Source organism: Streptomyces sp. NPDC029296, from assembly GCF_055569255.1.
The window spans coordinates 43,119-58,558 of record NZ_JBVHXT010000029.1 but is presented as its reverse complement, the minus strand read 5'-3'; the positions used below and the strand labels follow the sequence as shown (position 1 = coordinate 58,558).

General features: G+C 74.7%; 18 protein-coding genes. 12 read left to right on the top strand and 6 right to left on the bottom strand.

The features are described 5' to 3' along the window. The first annotated feature begins 30 nt into the window (after positions 1-30). Complete coding sequence (locus ACZ4W9_RS24695; protein ID WP_467939326.1) at positions 31-780, top strand: GntR family transcriptional regulator; 750 nt, start codon at positions 31-33, stop codon at positions 778-780. Positions 781-804: 24 nt separating this feature from the next. Next, positions 805-1,959, top strand: coding sequence for a type ISP restriction/modification enzyme (locus tag ACZ4W9_RS24690; protein ID WP_467939324.1), 1,155 nt, complete (start codon positions 805-807; stop codon positions 1,957-1,959). On the opposite strand, the gene ACZ4W9_RS24685 is transcribed toward ACZ4W9_RS24690, so the two are convergent. Both ACZ4W9_RS24685 and ACZ4W9_RS24680 read right to left on the bottom strand, forming a co-directional pair. Next, entirely contained in the window at positions 1,956-2,495 is a 540-nt protein-coding gene (locus ACZ4W9_RS24685; protein ID WP_467939322.1) for a nucleotidyltransferase domain-containing protein, read from the bottom strand. The genes ACZ4W9_RS24690 and ACZ4W9_RS24685 overlap by 4 nt on opposite strands. After that, the gene (locus tag ACZ4W9_RS24680) at positions 2,492-3,211 is read right to left on the bottom strand and encodes a TetR/AcrR family transcriptional regulator (protein ID WP_467939320.1); all 720 of its coding nucleotides are present in this window, start codon (positions 3,209-3,211) and stop codon (positions 2,492-2,494) included. Before ACZ4W9_RS24680 ends, ACZ4W9_RS24685 begins: the two co-directional genes overlap by 4 nt. Positions 3,212-3,274: 63 nt before the next feature. Here ACZ4W9_RS24680 and ACZ4W9_RS24675 point away from each other — a divergent pair, with 63 nt between their 5' ends. Genes ACZ4W9_RS24675 through ACZ4W9_RS24665 form a run of 3 tightly spaced genes read left to right on the top strand, consistent with a single transcriptional unit; the run spans position 3,275 to position 6,251 of the window. Then, the gene (locus ACZ4W9_RS24675) at positions 3,275-4,231 is read left to right on the top strand and encodes an ATP-binding cassette domain-containing protein (protein WP_467939318.1); all 957 of its coding nucleotides are present in this window, start codon (positions 3,275-3,277) and stop codon (positions 4,229-4,231) included. Beyond that, on the top strand, positions 4,228-5,007 hold the full coding sequence (locus tag ACZ4W9_RS24670) for an ABC transporter permease (RefSeq protein WP_467939316.1): 780 nt from the start codon (positions 4,228-4,230) through the stop codon (positions 5,005-5,007). The genes ACZ4W9_RS24675 and ACZ4W9_RS24670 overlap by 4 nt, the downstream gene beginning before the upstream one ends. 47 nt (positions 5,008-5,054) lie before the next feature. Beyond that, positions 5,055-6,251, top strand: a complete 1,197-nt coding sequence (locus ACZ4W9_RS24665) for a CaiB/BaiF CoA transferase family protein (protein ID WP_467939314.1) — start codon at positions 5,055-5,057, stop codon at positions 6,249-6,251. 41 nt (positions 6,252-6,292) lie between these two features. Here ACZ4W9_RS24665 and ACZ4W9_RS24660 read toward each other — a convergent pair whose 3' ends face one another. Beyond that, on the bottom strand, positions 6,293-6,562 hold the full coding sequence (locus ACZ4W9_RS24660) for a hypothetical protein (RefSeq protein ID WP_318204341.1): 270 nt from the start codon (positions 6,560-6,562) through the stop codon (positions 6,293-6,295). A gap of 648 nt (positions 6,563-7,210) precedes the next feature. On the opposite strand from ACZ4W9_RS24660, the gene ACZ4W9_RS24655 reads away from it, so the two are divergent. Next, positions 7,211-8,839, top strand: a complete 1,629-nt coding sequence (locus ACZ4W9_RS24655) for a serine/threonine-protein kinase (RefSeq protein ID WP_467939312.1) — start codon at positions 7,211-7,213, stop codon at positions 8,837-8,839. Positions 8,840-8,912: 73 nt separating this feature from the next. Here ACZ4W9_RS24655 and ACZ4W9_RS24650 read toward each other — a convergent pair whose 3' ends face one another. Continuing rightward, positions 8,913-9,719, bottom strand: a complete 807-nt coding sequence (locus ACZ4W9_RS24650) for an SGNH/GDSL hydrolase family protein (RefSeq protein ID WP_467939310.1) — start codon at positions 9,717-9,719, stop codon at positions 8,913-8,915. A 294-nt stretch (positions 9,720-10,013) separates the two neighbouring features. Between ACZ4W9_RS24650 and ACZ4W9_RS24645 the strand changes: the two genes are divergently transcribed. The 3 genes from ACZ4W9_RS24645 (at position 10,014) to ACZ4W9_RS24635 (ending at position 12,498) form a co-directional block, all read left to right on the top strand. Continuing rightward, positions 10,014-10,445, top strand: a complete 432-nt coding sequence (locus ACZ4W9_RS24645) for a hypothetical protein (protein WP_467939308.1) — start codon at positions 10,014-10,016, stop codon at positions 10,443-10,445. A 141-nt stretch (positions 10,446-10,586) separates the two neighbouring features. Continuing rightward, positions 10,587-11,681 (top strand): DUF5925 domain-containing protein, encoded by a 1,095-nt coding sequence (locus ACZ4W9_RS24640; protein ID WP_467939306.1) that lies wholly within the window; start codon positions 10,587-10,589, stop codon positions 11,679-11,681. Positions 11,682-11,727: 46 nt separating this feature from the next. Then, on the top strand, positions 11,728-12,498 hold the full coding sequence (locus tag ACZ4W9_RS24635) for a DUF72 domain-containing protein (protein WP_467939304.1): 771 nt from the start codon (positions 11,728-11,730) through the stop codon (positions 12,496-12,498). Between the two features lie 27 nt (positions 12,499-12,525). Here the strand turns inward: ACZ4W9_RS24635 and ACZ4W9_RS24630 are convergent, their stop codons facing one another. After that, positions 12,526-12,894, bottom strand: a complete 369-nt coding sequence (locus ACZ4W9_RS24630; RefSeq protein ID WP_467939302.1) for a GntR family transcriptional regulator — start codon at positions 12,892-12,894, stop codon at positions 12,526-12,528. 72 nt (positions 12,895-12,966) lie between these two features. On the opposite strand from ACZ4W9_RS24630, the gene ACZ4W9_RS24625 reads away from it, so the two are divergent. The 3 genes from ACZ4W9_RS24625 to ACZ4W9_RS24615 all read left to right on the top strand — a co-directional run bounded on the left by ACZ4W9_RS24625 (position 12,967) and on the right by ACZ4W9_RS24615 (position 14,854). Beyond that, on the top strand, positions 12,967-13,896 hold the full coding sequence (locus tag ACZ4W9_RS24625; RefSeq protein ID WP_467939300.1) for a GNAT family N-acetyltransferase: 930 nt from the start codon (positions 12,967-12,969) through the stop codon (positions 13,894-13,896). Further along, complete coding sequence (locus tag ACZ4W9_RS24620) at positions 13,877-14,398, top strand: ribonuclease FAU-1 family protein (protein ID WP_467939298.1); 522 nt, start codon at positions 13,877-13,879, stop codon at positions 14,396-14,398. Before ACZ4W9_RS24625 ends, ACZ4W9_RS24620 begins: the two co-directional genes overlap by 20 nt. A 318-nt stretch (positions 14,399-14,716) precedes the next feature. Next, positions 14,717-14,854 (top strand): hypothetical protein, encoded by a 138-nt coding sequence (locus ACZ4W9_RS24615; protein ID WP_467939296.1) that lies wholly within the window; start codon positions 14,717-14,719, stop codon positions 14,852-14,854. 13 nt (positions 14,855-14,867) lie between these two features. On the opposite strand, the gene ACZ4W9_RS24610 is transcribed toward ACZ4W9_RS24615, so the two are convergent. Next, positions 14,868-15,335 (bottom strand): GNAT family N-acetyltransferase, encoded by a 468-nt coding sequence (locus tag ACZ4W9_RS24610; RefSeq protein WP_467939294.1) that lies wholly within the window; start codon positions 15,333-15,335, stop codon positions 14,868-14,870. Positions 15,336-15,440: the final 105 nt, after the last annotated feature.

Below are 15,440 nucleotides of genomic sequence, written 5' to 3'. Positions count from 1 at the left end.
GGAGGTTCCCCGCCGGGTACGGATAGCGGCGTGACCTCCTTCGCCCCGGACTCCATCGTGCTGAACCGCAAGCTGCCGCTGTGGTATCAGGTGTCGCAGTCGCTGCGCGCCTCGATACTGGGCCGCTCCCCCGAGGAGCCGCTGCGGCTGCCCACCGAGGAGCGGCTGGCGGAGCACTACGGCGTGAGCGTGCTGACCATGCGGCAGGCGCTGAAGGAGCTGGAGGACGAGGGGCTGATCAGCCGGCACCGGCGGCGCGGCACGTTCATCGAGCCCGGGGTGCGGCGCGGGGCGCCGGTGCGGCTGCTGGGCTCGGTGGACGCGATCGTGGCCCAGCAGTCCGGGATGACGACCAAGCTGCTGGGGCACGGCCGGGTGCCGGTGCCGGCCGTGCTCGCCGAGTACTTCCCGGACCTCGCGGAGGTGGCGGCGTACCACCGGCTGCGCAGCGACGAGAAGACCGGTGAGCCGATCAATCACGCCGTCAACCACGTCCGGCCCGACCTGGCCGAGCGGATCGACCCGGACGACCTGGTGCGCTGGCCGATGACGAAGGTGCTGCGGGACGTGGTGAAGGCCGACATCGCCCGGATCACCGACACGGTGCAGGCGCGGCTCGCCGATCCGGAGACGGCGCGGCTGCTCGACGTGCCGCTGCTGAGCCCGATCCTGCACTACACCGGGGTGACGTACGACAGCGCGGGGCGGGCGCTGGACGTGGCCGTCATTCATTACCGCGGGGACCGGTTCTCGTTCACCGTCACTCTCGACGCCACCTGATCCCGGGGCGTTCCAGGCCGTACGATGCCCCCCGTGACGCACGACGACGCTCCGCCGCTGGCGGACCTCATGCCGTGGTCCGTCGCACCGTTGCGGCCGGGCCGTGCCTGGCCGATGGCGGCCGATCCCGTCTCGCTGCGGGCCCGCTGGGACGCCCTGCTGAGCGCCGAGGGGGCTCGGCGGGAGGCGTTGTTCGAGCCGACCCGGGCGCGTGGGCTCACCTCGGCCGTGGGCCAGTTGCCCGGTCAGTCCACGGGGACGCGGCGGCTTTCGCGGGCCGAGGGGCCCTGCGCGGAGCCGGTGCGGGTGCTGGCCGCGCCGTTCGACGAGCGGTGGCTGATCCCGGACCACCGGCTGATCGACGCGGCCCGCCCGGAGCTGTGGCGGGTGGCGGACGCGCGGCAGGTGTTCACGGTCGAGACCGGTGACGCGGACCTGCCGCTGCTGGCGACCGCGCTCCTGCCGGTCCTGCGCCCCGGCCGGGTGCGCCCGCTGTACCGCCGCCCCGGCGGCACCGAACCGAACCTGGCCCCGGGCCTGCTGGAGCATCTGTCGGCCCGCCTGGGCACGCGCCCCTCGGCGGCGGACGTGCTGGCCTGGACCGTGGCGGCCGTCCGTCCCGACCTCACCGTGCCGCTGACCGACGACCGCGCACTGTGGGCGGCCGGAGTGGAGTGGGGACGGCGGGCGCTGTGGCTGATGTGCCGGGACGGGGAGCGGCCCCGGCTGCCGGGCGGCCGCCGGCCGTACGTCCGCGCGCCCCTGCCGGGGCGCCCGGAGGCCCTGCGGTACGACCCCGGCGAGGAGGCCCTGTACCTGGACGAGGGCCGGATCTCCCCCGTCCCGGCCGAGGTCTGGGCGTTCGAGGTGGCCGGGGTCCGCGTCCTGGAGTCCTGGTTCGCGGCCCGGACCGGACCGGCCGAGCCGGGCACGCTCGCCGCGATCCGTCCGGCGGCCTGGCCGCAGGGCTGGACCTCGGAGCTGCTGGAGCTGATCACGGTGCTGGCGCTGCTGGCGGAACTACGGGCCTCGCGGGCCGGGTTGCGGCCGGTGCCGGCGGTGACGGCGGGCGAGCTGCGGCGGGCGGGCGTGCTGCCGGTGCCGGACTCCGCCCGCCGCCCCGCCTCGGTGCTGGGCCACCAGGAGGAGGGCCCGGAGGGACAGTTCGCGCTGCTCTAGCCCGCCGCGCGGGAACGCAGGGCGGTCTCCAGCCGGGCGATGTCCTCGGCGTCCTTGGCGCGGCGGGGCCGGGAGGGGTCCCAGAGCGGCATCATGCGCTTGATCTCGATCTGGACGCGCGGGTCGACGATGGGCGCCCGGAGCTCGCCGATCCGGCCGGGTGCGGTGCCGAGCAGCCCGTCCGGCCAGGGCGTGCCGGCCCAGGGTCCGCCGGCCACGGTGACCCGTCCGGCCGGGTCCCGGTCGATCAGGGTGAAGCTGCCGTCCAGGCCGTCCTTGACGAAGTCGAGCTGGAGGTCCGCGGGCGGCCCCGGGACCGGTGTGTGGCCGAGGTTGGTGAGGATCCCGGCGAGGGCCGGGGCGTCCCGCGCCCAGGCGAACCAGTCGATGTCGCCGTGGTCGCGGGTGACCTCGCCGAGGAAGAAGTCCATGGCCCAGCCGCCGCGCAGCCAGAGCGGGATCCCGGCGGCCCGGGCCGCCTCCAGCACCTCGGCCACCAGGGCGAGCTGCCGCCGGGCCCGCTCCCGGTCCGTCACGGCTCGCGGCGCGGCGCGAACGCGTCGACGACCCGCTCCACCGCCCGCTCGAACATCGCCTCCAGGTCGACCGGCCCGGCGTCCTCGGTGAACGCCGCCGCCATGCGCGGGTACGCGCCGGTGGCGAGCCGGCCGCCCAGGTAGGCGATGCGGACCGCGTTCTCCTCCTCCTCGGACCACGGCAGGGCGCGGACCCGCTCGGCGGTGTCGAGTTCGTTGCGGACGTAGGTCGTGACCATGCCGTTCAGCATGGCGATCAGCTCCAGCTTGGTGCCGTACCGCGCCTCCAGCGGTTCCAGGCAGGCCAGGCAGTGCTCCAGATAGCGCAGGGCGTTCGGGCTGAAGCCGTAGACGGGGGACATCAGGCGCGGCAGCCACGGGTGCCGGCGCATCAGCTCGCGCGTCTGCCGGGCCACCCGGCGCATGTCGGCCCGCCAGTTTCCGCTCGGCTCCCACGGCTCGTGCTCGGCGCCGGCCGCGTCCACCATCAGCTCGTACAGGTCCTCCTTGCGGGGGACGTAGTTGTACAGCGACATGGTGCCGCAGCCCAGTTCGGCGGCGACGTGCCGCATCGACACCGCGTCGAGCCCCCGCTCGTCGGCGATCCGGACGGCGGCGGCGGCGATGTCCTCGCGCGTGTACGCCGGTTTCGGGCCCCGGCCGGCACGCTCGGGGCGCGACCAGATCACCTCGGGTACGGCCCGTCGGACTGCCATCGATCGATCACCTCGACACCATCCTAGTTACGTACGGCGTACGTAGTGCGATAGGGTCCCGGCATGAATACTACGTACGCCGTACTTAGTGAAGGTCTGGAGAAGCGCTTCGGCGCGGTGCCGGCCCTGCGCGGGCTGGACCTGGCCGTCGCCGAGGGCACGGTCTGCGGGCTGCTCGGCCCGAACGGGGCCGGCAAGACGACGGCGGTGCGGCTGCTGACCACGCTGCTGCGCCCGGACGGCGGCTCGGCCCGGATCGCCGGGCACGACCTGGTGCGGGAGGCGGCGGCCGTACGGCAACGGATCGGGGTCACCGGGCAGTACGCCTCGGTCGACGGCGACCTCACCGGACGGGAGAACCTGCGGCTGTTCGCCCGGCTGCACCGGGTGCGCGGGCCGGCCGCCCGCGCCGACGACCTGCTGGAGCGCTTCGGCCTGACCGAGGCTGCGGACCGGAAGGCATCCGCCTACTCCGGGGGCATGCGGCGCCGGCTGGACCTCGCCGCGAGCCTGGTCCGCCGTCCCGCCGTGCTCTTCCTGGACGAGCCCAGCACCGGGCTGGACCCGGCCAGCCGCGCCCGGATCTGGCAGGCCGTGCGCGAGCTGAAGGCGGACGGCACGACCGTGCTGCTGACCACGCAGTACCTGGAGGAGGCCGACCGGCTCGCCGACGACATCGCCCTGATGGACCGGGGCCGGGTCGCCCACACCGGCTCGCCCGCCGCACTGAAGGCGGTTGTCGGGTCGCACGCGGAGGCGGTGGTCGCCGATGCCGAGGCGCTCCCCCGGGCCGCGGCCGTGCTCGACCGGCTGACCGGCCGGGAGCCCGTGCTCGACCGGGAACGCAACGCGGTCGGCGCGGTCACCACCGACCCGACGCTGACCCTGCCCCGGCTGGTGCGCGCCCTGGACGCGGCCGGGGTGCCGTTGCTGGACGCGGGCATCCGGCCGCCCACCCTCGACGACGTCTTCCTGCGGCTCACCGGGGAGTCCGCCCGCGACGAGGAGGCCGCCGCGTGAGCGCGCTCGCGCACGACGGGCTGGCGATGGCGGGCCGGCAGCTGCGCCGGGTCCGCAACAACCCGGGGCTGGCGGTCCTGACCCAGCTGATGCCGGTCAACATGCTGCTGTTCTTCGGCTACGTGTTCGGCAGCGCCCTGGCCGTGCCCGGCCGGGAGTACCGCTCCTTCCTGGTGCCCGGGCTGCTCGCCGCGACCGCCGCCGGCGGGCTGATGACCGGCATGTTCCAGGCGGCCCAGGACACCCACCGGGGCGTGGCGGACCGGCTGCGCACGATGCCGGTGAGCCGGGCCGCCGTCCCCCTCGGGCAGGCGGTCGCCGACCTGGCCGTCACGACGCTCGGGACGGTGCCGCTGCTGCTGACCGGGCTCGCGGTGGGCTGGCGGATCGAGGGGTCGGCGGCCGGCGCGGCCGGCGCCGTGGGGCTGCTGCTGCTCTTCCGGTTCGCCTGCACCTGCGCCGGGATCCTGCTGGGCCTCATGACCCGCAGCGAGGAGGCGGCCGGCCAGCTCGGCGCGTCCTCCTTCGTGCTGCCGCTGCTGTCCGACGCGTACATCCCGACCGGCGGCCTGCCGCCCTGGCTGCGCACGCTCGCCGAGTGGAACCCGATCAGCGCGGTGACCACGGCCCTGCGGGACCTCTTCGGCAACGCGCCCGTCCCCGAGGGCGCCGCCTGGCCGGTGGCCCACCCGGTGGCCGGCTCGCTCGCCTGGTGCCTTCTCCTCACCGCCGTGTTCCTGCCGCTCGCCGTGGCCCGGTACGCGCGGACCGGGTGACTCCGCACTGCTGACAAAGCCGCCGGCCGGGGGAGATCATCCACCCCATGGATCAGCTCCCGCTGCCCCTTGAGGGCATCACCGTCGTCGCCGTCGAACAGGCCGTGTCGGCGCCCTTCGCGACCCGGCAGCTCGCCGACCTGGGCGCCCGGGTCATCAAGGTGGAGCGGATCGACGGCGGCGACTTCGCGCGCGGCTACGACACGGCGGCCGGCGGTCTCGCCTCGCACTTCGTGTGGTGCAACCGCGGCAAGGAGTCCATCGCGCTGGACCTGAAGGACCCGCGCGGCCTGGAGGTCGTCCGGCGGCTGGTCGCGGACGCGGACGTGTTCGTGCAGAACCTCGCGCACGGCGCGGCGGCCCGGCTCGGCCTGGACGCGGCCACGCTGTGCGCCGCCCACCCGCGCCTGATCGCCGTGGACATCTCCGGCTACGGCGGCTCGGGGCCGTACGCGGACAAGCGGGCCTACGACATGCTGGTGCAGTGCGAGGCGGGCCTGGTGTCGGTGACCGGGACGCCGGAGCGGCCGGTGAAGGCGGGCGTCCCGGCGGCGGACATCGCGGCGGCCATGTACGCGTTCTCCGGTGTGCTGGCCGCGCTGGTGCGGCGCGGCACGACCGGGCGGGGCGGGCCGGTGGAGGTGTCGATGCTGGAGGCGCTCGCCGAGTGGCTGGGGCATCCGCTGCACCACACGATGCACGGCGGCGAGCCGCCCGCCCGCACCGGGCTGGCGCACGCCGTGATCGCGCCGTACGACGCCTATCCGACGGCGGACGGCGGGCGGGTGCTGCTGTCGGTGCAGAACGACCGGGAGTGGCGGCGGCTGGCCGAACAGGTCCTCGGCCGCCCGGAACTGGGCACGGACCCGGCGTACGCGACGAACGCGGCCAGGGTGGCGCACCGGGAACGGACCGACGCGCTGGTGGCGGGGGCGCTGCGGGTGCTGGACGCCGGGGAGGCGCTGGCCCGGCTGGAGCGGGCGGGCATCGCCTGCGCCCGGCTGCGGGACGTGCGGGAACTGGCGGAGCATCCGCAGCTGGCGGCCCGGCGGCGGTGGCGTCGGGTGGGAACGCCGGCCGGGCCGCTGAAGGCGCTGCTGCCGCCCATCACACTGCCGGGCGGGGACGAGGCACGGATGGGTGACGTGCCCGCGCTCGGGCAGCACACCGGAGCGCTGCTGCGTGCCGTGGGGATGACGGACGACGAGGTCGCAGCGCTGCGCCGGGACGGTGTGGCGGCCTGAGCGCGGTGCCCCCGCACGAAGGCCGGGGCCCTGCGGTGCGGTCAGTGACCGCCGAACAGCGAACGGCGCAGCCGGCGCAGCGGCGCGAAGAGCGAGACGCGGCTGACCCGCGCGCCCCGGTCGCTGCGCGTGTGCACGGAGTCGCGTGCCGTCAGCTCACGCATCAGCGACGTCGCCTCGACCGTCTCCCGCTGCGGTATGGCGGGTCCCGCCAGCACCGACAGATGGCGGTCCAGGCGCGAACTGGTCGCGCTGCTCCCGCAGGTGATCGCAGGGACCCTCGCCCTGCTGCGCACTGTTATCTGTTCCATGTCACTCCCCACCCGTACGAGTCACCCGGCCCGGGCAGGCTAACCCTATCGCCCCACTGAGGCACCCGGGTATCTCGCCCACAGGATTCACCTTCCCCACAAGGGGGTTGACCATCCCTCGTTGACTACTCTCCGAATCCGACCGATTTCAGGGTGAGTTGGACAAGAGGGCGCCGGGTGGGGCGCCCTGATCGGCCGTCGGGCCCGGCGGTCACGGCGAGTGACACCGGGCGGGATCGAGTCTTCCGTGATCAAGGGCGTGTCGCCCGTCGGGAGCCCGGGGCGCGGGAGCCGGAGCCGGCGGACACGCGCGCCGAGGGTGACGGCGGCCTCCCGCGCGGAGGCGGAGGCGATCGCTCCGGTGCCGCGGCGCCGGCCGGCCGCGCCGGTCGCCGCGCGGGCGTCCGGGGCGGACGGAACGTGGGCGATCTCACGCGCCCGCACCGCGAAGAGGGGGCGATGAACAGGGCCGCGGCGGCGGCCGGCGGGAGCGGGAGCTCGTCCGCCTTCGGGGAGTCGCGGTGTTCACCCGGTATGCCCGGTGGTATCGGCGCCCAGGCCGGGAAGGGTGTGCCCGAGGGGGGCCGCACGCGTGGTCCGCCGGGCTACGTTGGTGGGAAGTCACGCGAGAGGCCGTGGGGGGCGCCCGTGTCCGCAGAGCCGGGACAGGAACGTGTGATCGCGGGCCGCTACCGCCTGCTGTCCACGCTGGGCGAGGGTGGCATGGGCACGGTGTGGCGGGCCCGGGACGAGGTGCTGCGCCGCGAGGTGGCCGTCAAGGAGGTGCGGGCGCCCGGGACGCTGCCCGGCCCCGACCTGGAGCGGATGTACGCGCGGCTGGAGCGCGAGGCGTGGGCGGCGGCCCGGGTCGCGCACCGGGGCGTGGTCACGGTGTACGACGTGGCGCTGGAGGGCGGCCGGCCGTGGATCGTGATGGAACTGGTGCGCGGGCTGTCCCTCGCCGACCGGCTGGCGGCGGACGGTCCGCTGCCGCCGCGGGAGGCCGCGCGCGTCGGCGCCGAGCTGCTGTCGGCGCTGCGCGCCGCGCACGCCGTCGGGGTGCTGCACCGGGATGTGAAGCCGGCCAACGTGCTGCTGTCCAACGACGGCCGGGTGGTCCTGACCGACTTCGGGATCGCCTCGCTGGAGGGCAGCTCGGCGCTGACGATGACCGGAGAGGTGATCGGCTCGCCCGAATACCTCTCACCGGAGCGGGCGCTCGGGCGCACACCGGGGCCGGAGGCGGATCTCTGGTCGCTGGGGGTGCTGCTGTACACGGCGGTCGAGGGCGTCTCGCCGTTCCGTCAGGAGACCGCGCTGAGCACCCTGCGGGCCGTGGTGGACGAGGAGGTGCCGCCGCCGCACCGGGCCGGACCGCTGGCGCCGGTCGTCGAGGGGCTGCTGCGCAAGGACCCCGCGGAGCGCCTGGACGCGGGGCGGGCGGAGCGGGAGTTGCGGATCGTCGCCGCGGGCGGGTCCGCCGGGGCGCCCGCCCGGCCCGTGCCGCCGTACACCGATGCGACGCCCGTGGCCGGACCCGGTGAGGAGGAGCCGCCTCCGGCGCCGGGTCCGTCCCCCGCCCCGCGGCCGTCCGCCCCGGCGGAGCGGAGCGGGCGGGCGGGCGCGGTCCTGGTGGCGGGCGCGCTGGTGGTGGTGCTGGCGCTGGCGGGGCTGGCGTACGTGCTGACGCAGCGCGACGGGGACGGCGGCCGGGGGAGCCGGGGTGCCCCGCCGGGCGGCGCGGCCACCCCGACCGCGCACGGCGGGGGCACCTCCTCGGCCACGGCGCCGAGCACGTCCGCCGGAGGCCGCCCGGAGCAGTCGGTGGGGGTCACGGTGGCCGGGGAGGGCACGGAGTACTCCGGGTCCTGTCCGCCGCCGGGCGGGCGGGCGCCCGCCTTCACGGCGACGTTCACGGTGGAGCGGCTGCCCGCGCGGGTGGAGTACCGGTGGGTGACGACACGCGGTTCGGTGTCGGAGCCGGGGTGGCGCACGCTGTCGTTCCCGGCGGGCGGTGAGAGGACGCGGCGGGTCCGGGTGACGCTCATGGTGTACAGGGGCGGCGCGTCGGCCGGGGACCGGGTCGGGGTGAAGGTGCGCGAGCCGGTGAAGGCCTCCTCGGACACGGTCCCGTTCTCGGTGGACTGCGCGCGGACGGCGACGGAGACTCCCTCGCACGGGACCTCCGCCTCCGCCTCGGCCTCCGCCTCGGCCTCCGCCTCGGCGTCAGGGCCGGGGTCGGGGTCGGCGCCGGGATCGGCTACGGGCTCGCCCTGAGCAACTCCCGGCAGCGGTCCGGAGGTTCATTCCGCGGGGCGAGCCCGTTCGGGTGACGCGTGGACGGGGAACGTTACGCGTTGTTCGTGAACACCGGCAGGTAGCCGCCGGAGTGGCCGGCCGCCGTGGGGTGGTACGACTGGCCGATGTCGAGCCAGTCGACGCTGTGCAGCCAGGAGGAGCCGGAGCAGATCTCGTGGCCGGAGAAGGTGGTGCGGACGTCGCCGAAGACGAAGTTGTGGGCGGTGGCACGGGCCTTGATGGTGGTGTCGAGGTAGTCGGCCGCGTCGTTGACGGCGGCCCGCTTGGTCTCGGAGAGGCCGAGGCAGGACTGGCCGAGCAGGTAGAAGCGGGGGTAGCCGATGACGACCACCCGGGCGGCCGGGGCCTTGGCCCTGATCGCGTTGTAGAGGGTGTCCAGCTTGCCGGGGAGCGTGTTCGCGACGTACGCCTTGGCGGTGTTGATCCGGGACAGGCAGGAGCTGTCGGACTGGAGCACACAGGTCGTCATGACGTCGGCGAAGCCCGCGTCGTTGCCGCCTGCCGTGAGGGACACCAGCGAGGTGGCGGAGTCGAGCGAGCCGAGCTGGTTCGCGAGCACGTCGTCCGTCGTGGCGCCCGAGCAGGCGTTGAAGGCGAACGAGGAGGGGCTGTGGGCGGCGTTCCAGAGGTAGGGGTACGCCTTGGTGCTGCGGTCGCAGTCGCCGCTGGAGCCGATGTAGCTGCCGGCGCCCACTCCGGAGGAGTAGGAGTCGCCGAGGGCCACGTAGCCGCCGGCCGCGGCGGACGAGGTGGCCTGCGCCGATGCGGCCCCGGTGACACCCAGGCCGAAGGCGAGGAGGAGCGAGGTAACGAGTCCGGTAAGTCGGGAACGTCTCATGGAACCTCCCTTTAGCAGGATCTCTGCCTCAACGTTGGTAGCAGCTACGCGTGTTGACAGGAAGTGTTCATGCCAAAACTTTCCCGGTCTCGACGAGATCGACCCGAGACATTCACCGTTCACATATTGCATGTTCATGTCAAATATGTCGTCGCATCGCCAACTCCCTCGCGCGGCACGGCGGACGCGCCGCGACGGGAACGCCCGTTCGCCCCGGCCGCCGTCTTGACGCCCCGTCGGCGGCTGCGCCACATTGAAGCCCGGCATCAGGCGCGTCGGGGGGCAAAGTCGCCAATGCGGACCATACCTGTCGGGACACCTTCTTCTGACGGCACCGAGACGGACACCGACGGCACGCGACCGGGACCGGGGAGGGGCCCGGTACCGCTGCTCGCCGGGGCCGCGACCGCCGTGGCGGCGGCCGGCGCGCTGCTCGTGCTGATCGACTCCGGATCACCCCTGCGTGCCCCGTGCACGCTGTTCTTCCTGCTCGCCGCGCCGGCCGGGGCGATCGCGGCGGCGCGGCGCGGGCCGGACCCGCTCGGCCGGGCGGTCACCGCCCTCGCGGGCGCGATCGTCGTGGACCTGCTGGTCGCCCAGGGCATGCTGGCCGCGCACCGCTGGTCGGCCGGGGGCGGGGTGGTCGTGGTGACCGGGTTCAGCCTGCTGGTCCTGCTGGTCGCGCTGCTCAGGGGCCACGCGCGGGGAAGGGACCCGCACGGCTGACCACGGCCCCTCGGGGCGATGGCCTTCACAGCGGCATCGGCCTCACCGGGGCATTGCCCTCACCGGAGCGTTGGGCCTCCACCGGAGCGTTGGGCCGGAAATACCGTGCGGGCGGGGCATCCGTGCCGGATCATGGCGGACATGTCCGCGAACCCACACGACGCCCTGCCGATCCGGCTCCACGTCGACGATTCCGACTCGCCCTCCGACGTCGTCGACGCGCTGTTCCTCGGCCGCTTCGCTACGGGCGAGCAGCCGTACTCGCACGCCGTGAACATCGACCGCGTCCGCTCGGGAGCGACCCTGCTGCCGGAGGGCGCCCGGGTGCTGCGGGTGGCCCGCGACGACGACCGCAGCGCGACCCTCGCCGACGGGGACGGCTGGACCCTGCTGGTCTCCCGCTGGAACCGGGGCGCGGACGTGACGGTCACCGCGACCAGCGCGGAACTGGCCAAGCGGGTCCTCGACCAGGCCACGGACGGCGCGGCCGACGAGCCCGAACCGCAGCCGGAGAACGTGACGATGGGGTTCTGGTACGTCTCCCCGCGGCGCGGCCCGCACCGCACCACCCGGCAGATCTCCGCGGGCACCTGGGAGGAGGTCCGGGCCAACTACACCGCGCCGGTGGCGGACGCCATGGACCGGCTGATGCGGACGACGCCCGACGACATCGCCGGCCGGCTGCTGCTGCTCCACGGCCCGCCGGGCACCGGCAAGACGTCCGCGCTGCGCACCCTCGCCCGTTCCTGGCGGGACTGGTGCCAGGTCGACTGCGTCCTGGACCCCGAGCGGCTCTTCTCCGACGTCGGCTATCTGATGGACATCGCGATCGGCGAGGACGACGGCGCGGGCAAGGGCCGCTGGCGCCTGCTGCTGCTGGAGGACTGCGACGAGCTGATCCGGGGCGAGGCCCGGCACATGGCGGGCCAGGCCCTGTCCCGGCTGCTGAACCTCACCGACGGGCTGCTCGGCCAGGGCCGCAACGTCCTGGTCGGCGTCACCACCAACGAGGACCTGGAGCGGCTGCACCCGGCCGTGGTCCGCCCCGGCCGCTGTCTGGCCCGGATCGAGGTGGGCCCGCTGACCCGCCGGGAGGCGGTGGACTGGCTCGGCACCGAGCAGGGCATCGGCCGGGAGGGCGCGACCCTGGCCGAGCTGTACGCGCTGCGCCGGGGCATCGCGCCGGCGTCGGTGCCGGGGGCCCGGGAGGGAGCGGACGCGGGGCTGTACCTGTGAGCACCCTTCGGGTGAACGCCGTCACGGCGAGTGCTTTCATGGGTGTATGACCCTGTATGTCGGCACGTCGGGGTGGCAGTACAAGGACTGGCGGGACCTCGTCTATCCTGCCGGGGTGCCGGCGCGGCTGTGGCTGGAGGAGTACACCCGGCTGTTCGCGACCGTGGAGCTCAACAACGCGTTCTACCGGCTGCCCTCGTACGACACCTTCGCCGGCTGGCGGCAGCGGGTGCCGCCGGACTTCGTGGTCGCGGTCAAGGCCAGCCGGTTCCTGACCCACGTCAAGCGGCTGAAGGACCCCGGGGAGCCGGTGCACCGGCTGCTGACCCACGCGGCGGGTCTCGGCGACCGCCTGGGCCCGGTCCTGCTCCAGCTCCCGCCGACCCTGCGCGCCGACCCGGCCCTGCTGGACGCCTGCCTGGCCCGCTTCCCGCCCGGTACGCGGGTGGCGGTCGAACCCCGGCACGCGTCCTGGTGGACGGCCGAGGTCCGCGAGGTGCTGGTGTCCCGTGGCGCGGCCCTGTGCTGGGCCGACGTCCTGGCCCGCCCGGTGGCCCCGCTGTGGCGCACCGCCGGCTGGGGCTACGTCCGCTTCCACCAGGGCCGCGCCCGGCCGTGGCCGCGCTACGGCCGCCGCAGCCTGGAGACCTGGGTCGACCGCGTCGCGACGACCTGGTCCGACGGTGAGGACGTGTACGCGTACTTCAACAACGACCCCGGCGGCGCGGCCGTCCGGGACGCGGCGGCGTTCGCGCGAGCGGCGCGCGGGGCGGGTCTGACGGTGACGCGCACCCCGGAGCCGGCGAAGCTCGCCTGATCCTTCCCGCCGCCACTCCCCCGGCCCCTAATCCCCGTAAGCCGCCCGCAGGGCGTCCCGTACGGCGGCCAGTGCCTCGCCCTCGCCCAGCCCCAGCCGCCGCACCCGCTCGGCGTAGGACTGCGCGGCGAGGGATGCCTGCCGCTCGGCGGCCGAGCCCGCGGCGGCCACGAAGGTGCCGTTGCGCCCCCGCGTCTCGATCACCCCGTCGTTCTCCAGTGCCCGGTACGCCTTGGCGACCGTGTTCACCGCGAGCCCGAGGGACTCGGCCAGCCCCCGCACGGTCGGCAGCCGGTACCCCACCGGGAGCACCCCGGACCGCGCCTGTTCGGAGATCTGCGCCCGCACCTGCTCGTACGGGGGCGCGCTGTCATCGATGCGGATCTTCAGGCTCACGGGGCCGATTGTCCCGCACCCGCCGGAAAATGGGAGGCAGCCCGGCACCGGGTGCTCGTACGGTGCGTTCCCATGACAGTCCTCGTGCGTGACCTGCGCCCCGACGCCCCCGCCGACGCGGAGGGCTTCGCCCGTGTGCGCCGCCTCGCGCTGCCGTACATCCTGTCCACCCCGGACTCGGTGCGGCACACGGCCGCCCATGTCCGCCCCGAGGCCCGCTTCCGGCCGCTCGTCGCCGAGGAGGACGGCGAGATCATCGGCACCGCGCAGGTCCACCTGGTCCACGACAGCCCCGAACCGGGCCAGGGCGTCCTGAACATCTACGTCCGCCCGGACCGGACCGGGCGCGGGGCCGGCCGGCTGCTGGCGCGGGCCGCCGAGGAGTACCTGGCGGACCTGGGCGCGACCCGGCTGCTGGCCTGGGCCCTGGACGAGTCGGCCAGCCACGCCTTCGCCGAGCGGCGCGGCTACCGGCGGAGCCGCAGCGCCCACTTCCTCCGGCTCGACCTGGCGCACGGCACCCTGCCGCCGCTCCCCCGGGCCCCGGCCGGCGTCGAGCTGCGGACGGCCGCCGACTTCGCGGCCGATCCCCGGCCGCTGTTCGAGCTGGACGCGGAGACGGTGCGTGACGAACCGGGCGACGTGGACACGGAGTTCTCGGACTACGACGCGTGGCTGGCGGAGGTCTGGCGCCACCCGCTGCTGAACCGGGAGCTGACCGTGGCGGCCTGCGTCGACGGCCGGCCGGTCGCCTTCAGCGTGGCCTACACCGACGGCGGCACCCGCTACTCCACGGCGATGACCGGCACCGTCCGCTCCCAGCGCGGCCGCGGCCTGGCCAAGCTCGTCAAGGCCCACTCGCTGCACCGGGCCCGGGCCGCCGGTCTCACCGAGGCGTTCACGGGCAACGACACCGGCAACGGCCCCATGCTCGCGATCAACACGTGGCTCGGGTACGAGAGGTGCGCGCGGGAGGTGCGCTATGTCCGCGAACTCGGCTGAGGGCACGGCCCGGTTGGAGGTCGTCCTGGTCAAGGCGGGGCGCACGAAGATCCGTTATCCGGCTCGGCTGCTGCGGGACGGCGGCGAGCGGATCGTCGTCCGCGCCCGCTGGGCGGGCTCGGGGGTGCGGGACTTCGGGTTCGTGCGGTTCGAGCCGGGTGACGTGTTCACCGAGTACTACTGGCGCGACCGGTGGTACGCGGTGAAGGAGGTCCGGGCGGCGGACGGCTCCGTCAAGGGCTGGTACTGCGACATCACGCGCCCGGCGGTGCTCTCGGACACGGGGATCCCCGGCGGGGCGGAGCTGGTCGTGGAGGATCTCGACCTGGACCTGTGGCGCTCCGCGGACGGGCGGGAGGTGCGGCGGCTGGACGAGGACGAGTTCGCCGCGAGCGGGCTCGCCGGGACGGACCCGGGGGCCGCGTCCGCCGCGGTGGCCGCCCTGGACGAACTGGAGGCGCTGGCGCTCCGCCCCGGCGGCTTCGCGGAGTTGCTGGCCTGAGCCGGCCCGGCCCCCGGCGGGTCGGCCCGGCACGAACCGGCGGCCTCCGGGCCGCGGCGGCCCCGTCGGTGGCGGAGCCCGCCGGCGGGACCGGCGCGTCCCCGCGCGGGATCCCGCGGCCGGCGCATCCCGGCCCACTTCCGGGGCACCAGCACCGCTGTGCGTGTTCTCGCTCGTCAGGCTCGGAGAGTGACACGCGCCACTGACGGTACGGACGTGACAGCCACCACTGACAAACCGGCACGGACAAGGAACTCTCGCCCGAAACGCCTATCTCCGTCATCACGCGGAACCCGGTAGGCACCGAAGGAGGCCGCGATGCGCCGCATGACCGTGCAGAAGAAGCCCCTGAAGAGGACGGACAGCCGCCGGATACGCGAGGAGGCGGAGGAGACCCCGGCGGGACGGCCCGAGGTGCGCGAGGACATCGCGCGCACCTGGTGGCCCGACAACTGACCCGGAGGGCGTCTCAGCCCAGCCGCTTGCGGTAGTGGATCCGGTCGTAGGGGCCGTCGACCCGGCGGTCCACGACCTCGTAGCCGTAGCGCGGATAGATCTTCTGGTTCTCCCACATCATCGCGTTCGTGTAGAGCCGGATCTCGTCCAGCCCCAGTTCCCGCGCGTGTGCGTCGACGAAGCGCAGCAGCCGGCGTCCGACGCCCGTGCCGTGGGCGGCGGGGTGGACGGCGATGCTGTCCAGGAAGAGATGGCCGGCGAACGCCTCGACCACCACCAGTCCGACGACCGGTTCCCCGGTGACGAACACCTTTCCGGCGGCCACGTCCGCCGCGTGGTCGGCCTCCATGGGCTGGGGCACGACTCCGATGCGCTCGATGTAGGGGTGGTAGGCCGCGTCCGTCACCGCCCGCACGGCGGGTACGTCTGGTGCGCCGGCCGGCCGGACCGGTTCCGCGGCGCTGTCATCCTTGTCGATCATGGACGCACGCTAATCCACCCGAGCGGTGTCCGAGCACTCCCTCAAGCGCACCATAAGGATCTCCTCCCACGGCTCCCGCCGGGCGGTCCGGCGCCGTTCCGGGGC